The sequence below is a fragment of the Roseobacter sp. TSBP12 genome (assembly GCF_009129705.1).
Taxonomy (GTDB): Bacteria; Pseudomonadota; Alphaproteobacteria; order Rhodobacterales; family Rhodobacteraceae; genus Celeribacter; species Celeribacter baekdonensis_A.
The window spans coordinates 82,242-94,816 of the sequence record NZ_PYIB01000024.1 but is presented as its reverse complement, the minus strand read 5'-3'; the positions used below and the strand labels follow the sequence as shown (position 1 = coordinate 94,816).

Annotated in this window: 13 protein-coding genes and 1 pseudogene; 9 read left to right on the top strand and 5 right to left on the bottom strand. The window is 59.3% G+C overall.

From position 1 onward, the window contains the following. Nucleotide 1: 1 nt before the first annotated feature. Both C8029_RS06330 and C8029_RS06325 read right to left on the bottom strand, forming a co-directional pair. Nucleotides 2–316: a 2Fe-2S iron-sulfur cluster-binding protein gene (locus tag C8029_RS06330; RefSeq protein WP_009572090.1), complete on the bottom strand. Its 315-nt coding sequence runs from the start codon at nt 314–316 to the stop codon at nt 2–4. Between the two features lie 33 nt (nt 317–349). After that, on the bottom strand, nt 350–1,525 hold the full coding sequence (locus C8029_RS06325) for a cytochrome P450 (RefSeq protein WP_009572091.1): 1,176 nt from the start codon (nt 1,523–1,525) through the stop codon (nt 350–352). Between the two features lie 137 nt (nt 1,526–1,662). On the opposite strand from C8029_RS06325, the gene C8029_RS06320 reads away from it, so the two are divergent. Further along, complete coding sequence (locus C8029_RS06320; protein WP_009572092.1) at nt 1,663–2,565, top strand: LysR family transcriptional regulator; 903 nt, start codon at nt 1,663–1,665, stop codon at nt 2,563–2,565. Between the two features lie 11 nt (nt 2,566–2,576). On the opposite strand, the gene C8029_RS06315 is transcribed toward C8029_RS06320, so the two are convergent. Continuing rightward, nucleotides 2,577–4,184 carry a XylR N-terminal domain-containing protein gene (locus C8029_RS06315; protein ID WP_152002490.1) on the bottom strand — a complete coding sequence of 536 codons (1,608 nt, stop codon included), beginning with the start codon at nt 4,182–4,184 and terminating at the stop codon, nt 2,577–2,579. 238 nt (nt 4,185–4,422) lie between these two features. Here C8029_RS06315 and C8029_RS06310 point away from each other — a divergent pair, with 238 nt between their 5' ends. From C8029_RS06310 to C8029_RS06275, 8 genes and pseudogenes are all read left to right on the top strand, one after another. Then, nucleotides 4,423–4,938 carry a 2,4'-dihydroxyacetophenone dioxygenase family protein gene (locus C8029_RS06310; RefSeq protein WP_009572094.1) on the top strand — a complete coding sequence of 172 codons (516 nt, stop codon included), beginning with the start codon at nt 4,423–4,425 and terminating at the stop codon, nt 4,936–4,938. A gap of 28 nt (nt 4,939–4,966) precedes the next feature. After that, entirely contained in the window at nt 4,967–5,803 is an 837-nt protein-coding gene (locus tag C8029_RS06305) for an SDR family NAD(P)-dependent oxidoreductase (RefSeq protein ID WP_152002489.1), read from the top strand. 113 nt (nt 5,804–5,916) lie between these two features. After that, on the top strand, nt 5,917–7,215 hold the full coding sequence (locus C8029_RS06300; RefSeq protein ID WP_152002488.1) for an ABC transporter substrate-binding protein: 1,299 nt from the start codon (nt 5,917–5,919) through the stop codon (nt 7,213–7,215). Between the two features lie 9 nt (nt 7,216–7,224). Next, a complete protein-coding gene (locus C8029_RS06295) occupies nt 7,225–7,953 on the top strand; it encodes an ABC transporter ATP-binding protein (RefSeq protein ID WP_152002487.1) in 729 nt (242 codons plus the stop codon). Next, the gene (locus C8029_RS06290; protein WP_226946254.1) at nt 7,950–8,609 is read left to right on the top strand and encodes an ABC transporter ATP-binding protein; all 660 of its coding nucleotides are present in this window, start codon (nt 7,950–7,952) and stop codon (nt 8,607–8,609) included. The genes C8029_RS06295 and C8029_RS06290 overlap by 4 nt, the downstream gene beginning before the upstream one ends. A gap of 27 nt (nt 8,610–8,636) precedes the next feature. Then, nucleotides 8,637–9,341, top strand: a pseudogene (locus C8029_RS06285) (branched-chain amino acid ABC transporter permease); the annotation flags it as partial. Between the two features lie 184 nt (nt 9,342–9,525). Then, complete coding sequence (locus tag C8029_RS06280; protein ID WP_100220090.1) at nt 9,526–10,551, top strand: branched-chain amino acid ABC transporter permease; 1,026 nt, start codon at nt 9,526–9,528, stop codon at nt 10,549–10,551. Further along, nucleotides 10,548–11,558: a zinc-dependent alcohol dehydrogenase gene (locus C8029_RS06275; RefSeq protein ID WP_152002486.1), complete on the top strand. Its 1,011-nt coding sequence runs from the start codon at nt 10,548–10,550 to the stop codon at nt 11,556–11,558. The genes C8029_RS06280 and C8029_RS06275 overlap by 4 nt, the downstream gene beginning before the upstream one ends. Before the next feature lie 44 nt (nt 11,559–11,602). On the opposite strand, the gene C8029_RS06270 is transcribed toward C8029_RS06275, so the two are convergent. Together C8029_RS06270 and C8029_RS06265 are read right to left on the bottom strand one after the other, a co-directional pair. Beyond that, nucleotides 11,603–12,193 (bottom strand): LysR substrate-binding domain-containing protein, encoded by a 591-nt coding sequence (locus C8029_RS06270; RefSeq protein ID WP_152002485.1) that lies wholly within the window; start codon nt 12,191–12,193, stop codon nt 11,603–11,605. Further along, entirely contained in the window at nt 12,136–12,513 is a 378-nt protein-coding gene (locus tag C8029_RS06265) for a LysR family transcriptional regulator (RefSeq protein WP_193217602.1), read from the bottom strand. The genes C8029_RS06270 and C8029_RS06265 overlap by 58 nt, the downstream gene beginning before the upstream one ends. Between the last annotated feature and the right edge of the window lie 62 nt (nt 12,514–12,575).

Sequence of the window (12,575 nt, the reverse complement as noted above, 5' to 3'; positions counted from 1 at the left end):
GTCAGTCCACGGTAACGGGCAAATGCACCACAAGCCCGTCTAAATCCTCGCTCACTTTGATCTGACAGCTCAACCGCGAGCTGGGCCGCACCTCGTCTTCGGCACAGTCCAACAAATCCTCTTCGCCTTGGCTCGCCTCTCCGGTGCGTGCGTCTTCAATGTAGCAATGGCAGGTGGCGCACATCATTGCGCCGCCGCATTCGGCGAAAATACCGTCGATGCTATGGGCCAGTGCCGTCTGCATCACGCTGTCTCCTGCGCGTGCGCTGACGGTCTGGCTGCGGCCGTCGGGTTGGACGAATGTGATTTTCGTCATGGTTTAGTCCTCATTTAGTGCGTTATATTGATATTAGGCCAATGTGACTGGCAGGTTCAGTGGGCCACGAAAGCCAAAGCCACTCCAAATCACCTCCTTCGGGTCGGTCAGGGCCATGTTGGGAAAGCGCTCGAACAAAAGCGGCAACATGATCTGCCCCAGCGTGCGGCGCGCGACCTGCGCCCCGGCGCAATGATGCGGGCCGCTGCCAAAGGCCTGATGCGGATGTTTGTCGCGAAACACGTTGAACGCCTCGCCATCGGCATAGATCGCCTCATCGCGATTGGCGGAGGCTTGGATGGTCATCACCGTCTCGTTTGGGCCGATCACATGATCGCCGATCTGCACCTCTTGCGTGGTGCGCCGACCCGACACCTGAATGGGCGCGACCCAGCGCACACCCTCCTCGAAGGCGTCAAGCCATGCCTCTTGGCGTTTGACCTCTTCGAGTTGCTCAGGGTTGGTCAACAGCCCGTAGAGAATGGTCGCCAAAGCATCGCGCGGTTCGTTGATGCCGCCGCCAATGGCGATTTTGATATTGGCGTACATCTGACTGACCGGGATCGGCATTTTCGCATTCAACATGACGGAAAAGGCCGAATTGTTTGGCGCGGCGATGTGACGGGGCATGACCTGTTCGAACAGCGCGTTCATTTCGGCATTGGCCGCGTCGGAGAGGGCAAAAAGTTCAGGGTCATTGCCAAAATTGCCCGCCCCGTCGATCAGGCGCTGGGACCAGCGTTGCATCTGTTCGTCCGTGGCCTCTTCCAGCCCCAACATATGCGCCAGAATGCGCGCGGCGATCGGGCCGCAAAGGTCGGCAAACAGGTCCACCGTCTCACCTTTGGGCAGGCGCGAGACATAGTCTTCTGCCAGTTTGGTATAAAGCTCGGCCCAGTCGGTGCGGATCACTTTCGGCGAAAAGGCGGGCTGCATCGCCATGCGTTCGGCCCGGTGTTCGTCACCATCCTTGCGCATCAATGTATGGGCCTGAAACGCCGGTTTCATCGGAGTCATTGGATCATCCGAGCTGAAAATCTCCGGGTTTTCCTTGATCCATTTTGTGTGCTCAAACCGGGTGACGAAAATCCGATTGGTCTGCGCCACGCGCACCACAGGCGTCTCGGCCCGCATTTGGCGATAGATCGGGTATGGGTCTCGGGTGAGATCGGCCAATGTGACCGCCTCATTCACGGGAATGTCCAACATCAACAGATCTCCTCCCAAAGCTGTGATCCTGTCAGGAAAGCAGGGCAGAGTTCATCAATCAATGCGATCAATTTGATTTCACATATCTACCAAATAGATTTATAAAACCGCTCAACCATGGCCCAAAGGAGCGTGACGTGAGCAAGCCCATCGACCTTCTCGCCACAGATTTTCGCGCCCTTGATGTGTTGGTCCGGGTTTACCGCTTTGGCTCATTCACGCGCGCCGCCGAAGATCTTGAGATGAATCAATCGGTTGTCAGCTACACCATCGATAAGCTCAGAGGCGTGTTCGACGATCCACTGTTTGTTCGCGAGGCGCGTCGGCTGATCGCGACGCAGCGCTGTGAAGAGGTGGTGGCGGAGGCGGGTCAGTTGTTGGAACGGTTTTCCCAACTGACGGCCAATCGCGATTTCGATCCGAAAGAAAGCACTCAGACGGTGACCATCGCTTGCAACTACTATGAGCGCGAGTTGATCATTCCGCACCTGGCCCATTTGATCCGCGCCGAAGCGCCGAACCTCAAAATCGAGATTATCGATTCTTCCTATCTCGGCCATGATAAACTGTTGCGGATGGAGGCGGATTTGCTGATCGGTCCCTTCGTTCAACTGGGGGCCGCGTTTTATACGCGCACGCTCTATGAGGACCATTATGTTTGCATGATGGACCCGGCCCATCCAAAGGCCAAAACGGCGCTGACGATGGAGGATTACCTGACCCTCGATCACGTCTACATCACCTACGGCGGCAAATGGAAATCGGGCTATATGCAGACCTTGGAACAAGAGGGTCACGAGATTTCCATCGCGATGCGCACGCCCAGCCCGGCGGGCATTCAAAGTCTGATCAAAGGCACCGGACTTGTCGCGACGGTGCCCGAGCGCCTGTCGCGCAAACTTGGGACGGGGCTTTTCATTGCGCGTTGTCCGGTGCCAACACCGGTGCAAATTCAGATGGTGTGGACCGCGCGCACCCATGCCTCGCGGATGCACAAATGGCTGCGCGATCTGGTGGTGCAAAGCGCGCGCAGGATGTAGTCCGCGGACAGTTAGACCGGGTTTTTGAGCCGGTAATCCAATTTCGGACGGCTCAGGCCCAATAGGCGGGCGGCGGCGGAGACATTGCCATCGGCCTCTGCCACCGCCCGCTGTTCGATCCGCGACACCAATGCATCCACACCGATCCCCGCCTCAAAGAGTGGCACAAGCTGATCCCAAAGCTCGACAAAATCATCCTCGCCCTGCGACAGTGAGGGGGCCGAAGGCCGTGGATCAAGTCGCGCGGAGTCGAGATCATTGCGGTCAATCACCGGCGGCGCGGCGGCACAGAGCGCGGCGCGCATCAGGGTCGCACGCAATTCGGGCAGGTTTCCGGGCCAAGCGGCGGTGCGGATGAAAGCCTTCGCCTCTTCTGTGAGCGAGGGTGCCTCAAGCCCCGGTTTTGGCCGCATCTGGGCCAGATAACACTCTGCCAGATCGGCAAGGTCATCCGGGCGCGCGGACAGCGGCGGCATTGCGGCAGGCAGGACAGAGAGCGCGTACATCAACTCGGACCGCAGCGCCGTGTCGCGCCTTAACAGTTGCAGCGGCAGATGCGATAACCCGATGACAAGAAGGTTTTCAGGGGGGATGCCATCGGTTTTGATCATGTCGATCAACGCCACCTGAAGATCATCCGCCAACGCGTCGATCCCCTCGATGATCAACGTCTGCCCGCGCACGCCGGGGGCGGAGATGGTTTGGCGCAGGCTGTCCAAAAGCGCGGGCAGCTGTGGCGATGTGGCGTGACAGCGGTGGGTCTTGCCGTGACCAAACCGCGCGACATGGAGCCAATCGGCGGCGATGCGACAGCCCGCCCCCTCTGGTCCGGTGATCAACGCGTTCAGCCCAGCGTGAGCGATTTTTTCCAATGTGTGACGAACGGGAGCGACAACCCGGTCTTCCAATCCCGCGCCCTCCATCGGCGCGGACTTGCCCGCAGCCTTTCGGAGGCGCGAGGGCATTTCGGCCCGGTTGACCAAGACCTCATCCAGGAACATCCGAACAAAGGGATCATCCTTGCCCCAACCGTCCACGGTCTTGCCCACCACGCGGCAGGATTTGTCACCCATCGCCGCACAGCTCACCTCTTTGTAGAGCACGAGTTTGCGAAAAAAGACGCTGGCGTAACCTGCCGCATAGCCGGTTTGGGCCCAGCAGACCGGGGCAAGCGCGCGCCCGTGGCGGCGTTGATATTCGACGGCTTCGACGGATTGATGCCATAGGAAGTCACCGGAAAACCGATCTGTTTTGAAATCAAAGTCGTTGTGCAGGGTCTCTACCCGCACGGTGCCCGTCACCATATGTAGCCGAGTTCCGGCGGTGAATGCGTCGCCAATGTCCAGATTCGGCCAGCCTTGGCGAATGAATTCCGCATCCTCGCGCCCGTTGCGATAGCCCAAGCGCATCAGGAGCACCTTGGCCTCGTGTTCGCCAAACCGGCGGACCAATTCGTCCTGAAGGTCGGCGCCAAAGGTCGCGCGAGACAGCACCATCCGTGCGCCATGTAGCTCAATCGCGCCTTTCGAGGGGCTGAACTCAAGCGTGTCGATCAGGTCCGCCAGGGTCGGACGGCCCCCGCGGTGGAGGAGTTGTTCTTCGTCATCTGATGTTTTCATGACGGGATATTACGCAAATGATAAAGTCATTTCACCATATAATTAATCTGCACCGCAGAAAGACTGCGACATTCTGGCACAATGCGAAGTTTTTATCGCAGGTAACCCCATGACATAAATCGCAATTCCTGGGCATTTTGCCCGTGCTGCAAAGCGGCGTAAATTATTTGCTTTGACGCAAATCCTCCCGACCGATCTGTTGAGTGCTGCCCTTGAAAACGGGCGAAAGGGAGGACTTATGACACAGCAAAACCTTATCACGAAACTGCCGCCGGAGCCGCATGAGGCGATGATCAATCGCTTTGGCAAAGAAGGGGCGTTCATCCCCGGAGATGACAAAAATAACCCTTGGGTGCCGTTTGGCGACAGTGCCGCGATCAAACATCTGGCCTTTGATGTGCGCAGCAATTCGGTGGCCAATATTCTCTGGGTCAAAGGCGGTGGACGGATCGGCACGCACAAACATCGCGGTGTCGTTTCGGCGGTCACATTGGAGGGATCTTGGGGCTATTACGAATACGACTGGATTTCTCGTCCGGGCGATTTTGTTTATGAATTGCCGGGCACGGCGCACACGCTCTATTCCGACGATCCCAATGGCATGAAGGCGCTGTTCTGGATCAACGGGGCGATCGAATTTTTTGACGATGAAGCCAAGTATGATTTCACGGCGGATGTGTTTTGGTTCATCGACCATTACGTCAAGCATTGTGAGGCCAATGGCCTAGAGATCAACAAAGATATGTTCATCTGATCCTGCGGGACCGAAGGGAGGAGACCGCATGTCTTTGGAGAGCATGTTCGATGTGGCAGGCAAATCTGTCCTTGTGACGGGGGCCGCTTATGGCTTGGGTCGGGCCTATGCCGAGATCATGGCCGCGCAGGGCGCGCATGTGAGTTTGCTTGATCTGAACGCGGATCAGCTTGCGCGCACCGTGGCGGAGATCGCCGCCACAGACCCGCGCGGCACGATCCACGCAGAGGTGGTTGACGTGACCGACCGCGCGGCAATGGATGCGGTGTTTGACACCGTCTCAGTGCGTCAGGGCGGCATCGACGTGGTGTTTGCCAATGCGGGTGTGGATGCCGGGCCGGGGTTCTTGACCCCCGAAGGCCACCGCAACCCGGACGGCGAGATCGACAATCTCGATGACGCCCATTGGGATAAGGTGATCGGGATCAATCTGACCTCGATCTACTACACGATGAAACTTGCCGCCCGGCATATGAAACGGCAAGGACGCGGCGGGTCGATCATCGCCACCTCGTCAATTGCGGCCTTTTATGTCGATGGCATCGTCGGCACGCCCTACATGCCCGCAAAGGCCGGGGTCAGCCATCTGGTCAAACAGTTGGCGATGGAGCTTGGCCGCTACGGCATCCGCGTCAATGCGATCTGTCCGGGGCCGTTCATCACCAATATTGCCGGGGGGCGGATGGCGAATGCGGAGGATCGTCAGGCTTTCGTTCGCTGGTCCTGTCTGGGCCGTGTGGCCGAGACCGAGGAGATCAAGCCGCTGGCGCTTTATCTGGCCTCGAACGCCTCCGGCTATGTCACCGGATCGCAAATGGTGATCGACGGCGGGCTGATCCTACGCCCCGCGCCGGAACTCGACTGACCACGGCGTGCGGCCCGCGAAGGCCGCCCGCCATACAGCACGACATAGCACAGGCGTCACGACCAAGGGCTTGGAGGAGCTCCGTGACGCATAAAATTAAGGGAGGACCTAACATGACACTGAACATCCATCCGCACAGCCATCTTGACCGGCGCAGCCTGCTTAAGGGGTTGGGGGCGGTCACCGCCGCCACCATCGCACTGCCCCATGCGGCACGGGCCAAGGGGGCAAAGACCATCAAGATCGGGGTGATCAGCCCGATGACCGGACCGCTGTCGCTGTTTGGCGACACCGATGATTATACCGTCACCAAGATCATGGATTTGGTCAAAGACGGGATCGAGATCGGCGGAGAGACCTATAATGTTGAAATCCTGTTGCGGGATGCGCAATCGAACCCCAACAAAGCCGCCGAACTCGCTGGTGATTTGATCCTCAACGACGAGGTGCATTTTATGCTGCCCGCTTCGGCCACAGACATCAACAACCCGACCGCAGATCAGTGCGAACTCTACGGCGTGCCCTGTATCTCGTCGAACTCGCCCTGGCAGGCCTTTGTCATGCCGCGTGGCGGGGCCGAACAGCCGTTCGATTGGACCTACCACTTCTTTTGGGGTCTTGAGGACGTGTTGGGCACGTTCACCGGCATGTGGAAATCCATCGACACCAACGGCAAGGTCGGGATGCTGTTCCCACGCAACGCCGACGGTGAAACCTGGGGCAGCGACGAATACGGTCTGCCGCCTGCCGTGCGGGCCGCGGGCTTTGAGGCCTTCGCGCCGTCGATGTTTGAGCCGCGCACCAATGATTTCTCCGCCCAGATCGCAGAGTTCAAAAACAACAATTGTGAGATCGTCGGTGGCATCACCTATGTCGCTGATCTCAAAACTTTTATCACCCAGTGCAACCAGCAAAACTATCACCCCAAAGTGGTGACTGTGGCGGCGGCACTTTTGTTCCCGTCCGGGATCGAGGCGATGGGCGATTTGGGCGTGGGGATGTCCTCTGAAGTCTGGTGGACGCCTGCCTTCCCTTACACCTCTTCGCTAACTGGCCAAACCAGCCGCGACATTGCAGATGCTTGGGAGGCGGAAACCGGCAATCAATGGACCCAACCTCTGGGCTATGCGCATGCGCTCTGGGAGGTCGTTCTCGACACCCTCAAACGCTCTGAGGACCCGCTGGACCGGGCGGCCAACCGCGATGCGCTCAAATCCACCGATCTCGACACGCTTGTTGGCACCATCCGCTTTGGCGACGGCCCGCATCCGAACATCTGCAAAACGCCGATTTTTGGCGGCCAATGGGTAAAAGGCGAAACATGGCCGTTCGATCTCAAGATTGTGGACACGTCGCTTCGTCCCGATGTGCTTCAACCCGAAGCGGCGATGCTTCCGCTGGACTGGTCATAAGGCGCAGCCATGACAGATCAGGCGATTTTGTCAGCGAAAGGGCTGACCAAGCGCTTCGGCGCACTCACCGTGGTGGAGGACGTCAGTTTTGACGTTGGCCGCGGTGAGGTGCTGGGCATTCTCGGGCCGAATGGCGCGGGAAAAACCACGTTGTTCAACCTGATCAGTGGCGATTTGGCCGCGAATGGGGGGGAGCTGTCTTTGGACGGCTCTCCACTGCGGGCCGAGCCACCGTTCAAACGCTGTAAACGCGGGATCGGGCGCACCTATCAGGTGCCCCAACCCTTTGGTGCGATGACAGCCTTTGAAAACCTGTTGGTCCCGGCGATGATGAGTGCGCGGATGAGCGAGGCGGAGGCCAATGACCATTGTGCCGAGGTGCTGCGTGACTGTGGGCTGTTGCCCTATGCCAACACGGCGGCGGGCAGTCTGACGCTGTTGAACCGCAAACGGCTTGAACTGGCGCGTGCACTTGCGGGGCGGCCCAAACTTTTGCTGCTCGACGAGATCGCGGGCGGTTTGACCGAAGCGGAAGGCGCCGAACTGGTCGGCTTGGTGCGCCGGGTGCGCGACCAAGGCGTGACCATCATTTGGATTGAACATGTGCTGCACGCACTCATGGCGGTGGCGAACCGGGTCATGGTGCTCAATTTTGGCGTCAAGATCGCCGAAGGCACCCCCGACGCCGTCATGCAAGACGCCGAGGTGCAGCGCGTTTACATGGGGATCGAAGCATGAGTGACACAGCCATTTTATCGACGCATGGCCTCACAGGAGGCTACGGCGATTTTCAGGCGCTGTTCGGCATCGACATGCACATTGATGCGGGCGAGGTCGTTGCCCTGATCGGTGCGAACGGAGCCGGGAAATCGACGTTTCTGAAATCCATTTTCGGGCTTTTGCCGGTGGATCGGGATATGGTGAAATTCGAAGGCAACCCTGTTGGTGGGACGCCCGCCCATATGATGGTTCGGCGCGGCATCGCCATGGTGCCCGAAGGACGCAGGCTTTTTGTCGGCATGACGGTCGAGGAAAACCTGCGCATCGCGATTGACAATGCGCGTCTGCCGGAAGGCGAGGGGCCATGGACCCGCGGGCACCTGTTCGATCTGTTTCCGATCCTGCGCGAAAAACGGCGGCAACCGATTGAAGATCTGTCCGGCGGACAACAGCAAATGGTTGCGATTTCGCGCGCGCTTTTGTGCCAGCCCAAGGTGCTGTTGTGCGATGAGATCAGTCTGGGTCTTGCGCCCAAAGTGATCCGCGAAATTTACGAAATCCTCCCCGAAATCAGCGCCTTTGGCACCGCCATTGTGCTGGTCGAACAAGACGTTGGCCTCGCGCGGGAGCCTCAAATCGGCTGTATTGTATGCTCGAAGGACGCATCACACTGACCGGCGTCTCACAGGACATCCCCCGCGATGCCATCGCGGCGGCTTATTTTGGAGCGTCTCATGCAGTGGCTTGATGCAGTGATCCAGGGCGTCCTTTTGGGCGGAATGTATGCGCAATATGCGCTGGGCATGGCGTTGATGTTCGGTGTGATGCGGATCGTCAATATCGCCCATGGCGATGTGATGATCCTCTTGTCTCTCATCGCCGTCTCATTGGCTGGGGTGCTGCCCTTTGGCAATCTCGGGCTCATCGTTGTGATCGTGCCGATCGCGGTGGTGATTGGGTGGATTTTACAAAAGTTCATCCTGAACAAAGTGGTCGGCGCCGATCCTTTGCCCTCGCTCATAGCCACCTTCGGCCTGTCCATCGCCTTACAGAATTTCATGTTGGAACTCTGGTCGGCGGACACGCGCAGCCTGCCCAATTCCGACATCGCCAGCGCGAGTTTTCAGATCGGTTCGATCTATGTCGGCCTCTTGCCGGTGATCGTTTTGATCACGGCCCTCGTGCTGACCGGCGGGTTGGACGCGGTGCTGCGGTTTTCACGCTTTGGCCGGGGCCTGCGCGCCGCGGCCGCCGACACGGAAGCCGCCGCGATGACCGGGGTCGATCCCAAACGCATTTATGCCATCGCCACGGCCATTGCCGTTGGCATTCTGGGGCTGGCCGCCGTGTTTGCCGCATTGCGTGCCACGGTCTCGCCCTCTGATGGCTCGGCTCAGTTGATCTACGCGTTTGAAGCGGTGATCATCGGTGGCATGGGGTCGGTCTGGGGGGCGTTTTGGGCGCGATGGTGCTTGGCGTGGCTCAGGCCATCGGTCTTCGGATTGATCCGGGCCTGGGCATTCTTTTCGGACATCTCGTCTTTCTCGCGGTGCTGGCCACACGGCCCGAAGGCATCATGGCGCGCAAAAAATGAGGCAGGGACACATGACATCAAAAACACATCACACCGAGGTCGTCCGCGCAACCCGATCCAGCCGGATCGCCATGACGCTGTGCCTCGCTCTTCTCTTGGCCCTCATCGCCATGCCGTGGTGGGCCAGTTCCGGCAATATCCGCTGGGCCATCGAACTGTCCTGCTACATCGCCATTGCCCAGATGTGGAACTTGCTGGCCGGTTATGCCGGGCTGGTCTCCGTCGGCCAACAGGCCTTTATCGGCGTCTCGGGCTATCTGCTTTTCGTTCTGGCGCAGAATTTTGGCGTGAACCCTTTTGTCGCCGTCCTCTTGTCGCTGATTGCGCCTGCGATCCTAGCGGTGCCGACCTACCTGTTGCTGCGGCGTCTGGACGGGCCGTATTTCGCCATCGGCACATGGGTCGTGGCCGAAGCGGTGCGGTTGGCGACCTCGAACATTGATTATGTCAACGCGGGGGCGGGTCTGACCTTGCGGGTGATGACCCAATATAGCCAGCATGAGCGCGAGGTCGGCTTTGTCCTGCTCTGTGCGCTCCTGCTGCTCACCACCATTGGCGGCAGCTATTGGTTGTTGCGTTCGCGCATTGGGCTTGCACTGACGGCGATGCGTGACAATCCAGTGGCCGCTGCCAGCCAAGGCGTCAATGTCGGTCGGTTGCGGTTCTACATCTTTATCGCGGCGGCGGTTGGCACAGGCTTTGCCGGAGCGATCTATTATATGGCGCAGCTTAGGATCACACCGTCGGCGGGCTTTGATCCGTTCTGGGGCTCGATGTCGATTTTCATCGTCATGGTGGGTGGCATTGGTGCGATTGAGGGCGTGTTGATCGGCGCGTTGATCTATTTCCTCGCCGACCGCCTGTTTGGCGAATTCGGCTCGGCCTATTTGATCGTGCTGGGCCTGCTCACCTTGGTGATTGCGCTCTACGCGCGGGGCGGGGTCTGGGGTCTTCTCCAAAAATGGGGAGATCACGCGTGGTTCCCGGTTCGGCGTAAATTGATCGTGGAGGAAAACCCATGAAAGCTGCCGTTTTCAAGGTCTTGGGCCAACCTCTGTGCCTCAATGAGGTGGCGCAACCCGAGGCGGGGCGTGGGCAAGTGCTGCTCAAAGTCTGCCGATGTGGCATCTGTGGCTCGGATTTGCACATGACCGAAGACGCCACCTTTGGCCTTCAGGGCGGCGAGGTGATTGGTCATGAATTTTCGGGCGAAGTGATCGACGTGGGCGCGGGTGTGACCCACCTCAAACCCGGCGATCACGTCTCGGCCGCCCCGCTCAAAGGCTGTGGCACCTGTCCCGCGTGCCTGCGTGGCGAACCGGCGTGGTGTTCAAAGTTTACCCTCATTGGCGGCGGCTTTGCCGAATATGCCGCGCTGGATGAAATGCAGTGCCGCAAATTGCCGTGGGGTATTTCCGCCACTGACGGCGCTTTGGCCGAACCTCTGGGCGTGGCGCTGCATGGGATCATGCGGGCAAAGATGAGGCCGGGGGCGCGCGTGGCGATCGTTGGGGCCGGGGCCATCGGGCTTGCCGTGGCATTTTGGGCGCGTCGCATGGGCGCGGCCTGCGTCGTCGTGGTCGACATGCATGATCACCAACGCGAGCGGGCCATGCAACTCGGCGCGACGGATTTCATCGTGTCAGACCCGGAGCTTGCTCACAAACTGACCCAGGCCTGCGACGGCCCGCCAGAGATGGTGTTTGAATGTGTTGGAAAACAGGGGCTGATTGACCATTGTGTCGACCTTGTTGCCCCACGCGGAAAGGTCGTTGTTCTGGGGCTGTGCACCGCTCCCGATCACATGAACAGCTTTCGCGCCATCTCCAAAGAAGTCGAGATCGTGATGTCGGTGTTCTTCAATATGTCAGAGTTTGAAATGGCGATCCGCGCGCTGGATGCCGGAACCTATGCGCCGCAACATTTGATTTCGGACACGGTGACGCTCGCTGAGATGCCACTGGCGTTTGAGGCGCTGCGTCAGCGCACGACACAATGCAAAGTGATGGTCGATCCAAGTGCTGGCTGACATAGGGTCGGTGAACCCGGCAGACATGTCGATGCTACGTGTGTTTAAAGAGGAGAAGCGCCCGCATTCGGGCGTTTCATGTCGCGTTTGAGCCAGGTGAGGCACGCGATCAGGTGCGGGTGATGCGCGCGCTCTTCAGGGCGCAAAACCCAATAGCTCTCGGGGGACGTCACCGCTGGCCCAAATGGCTCCCAAAGTCGCCCTTGGCGAAGGTCGTCTTCGACATAAAGCCGCGGCACCACGGCCAATCCGAGCCCAGCACGGGCTGCTGGGGTAAGCAGGCCACTGTGGCCCAGCCGCACGCCCCGGATCGCGCCGCTGTGCGCGGTGCCCGAGAGGCGCAGCCATGTCATCCAAAGACTCGGACGGGCGGCATTTTGCAGCGTGGGGATCTGTGCGAAATCGAGATGATCCAAAGGGGCGCCGGGCGAGATCAGCGTGGGAGCGGCGACGACGGTGAGTGTTTCGGCGCAGAGCCGATCACTGCGTACATCAGAAACCGCACCGGTGCCTCGCACAATGGCCAGATCGGCGGGAGATGTGGAAAAGTCACAGGCCCCCTCCGCCTCTATCACCTCTAAAATAACCTCTGGGTGGGCGGCGAGAAATCCGCCGAGCCGCGGAAAAGCCAACATGCGGCAAACCCGGGACTGGTCTGAAGAATCAAAGCCTCTTCGCGCCGTTGCCCGCGCACAGCATCCAGCGCCGCTTTTTCCAATCTGGCCAAAAGCGGGTCAATCTCGCGCCAATACTGCGCCCCCACCTCGGTCAGCACCAGCCGCGATCCAATCCGTTGAAACAGGCGCACCCCGAGAAACTGCTCCAGCGTGCCGATCTGTCGGCTCACCCCGCTTTGGGTGAGGCCAAGGTCTTCGGCGGCGCGGGTAAAGCTGCGATGGCGCGCGGCCAGATCAAAGCACTCAAGTGCGGAGAGGGAGGGGATGAAACGGCGCAAGGACGCGCTCCTTTTGGAACAGGCATGGTGAAGATTATCATGAGTAAAAGTCATGACAGAAT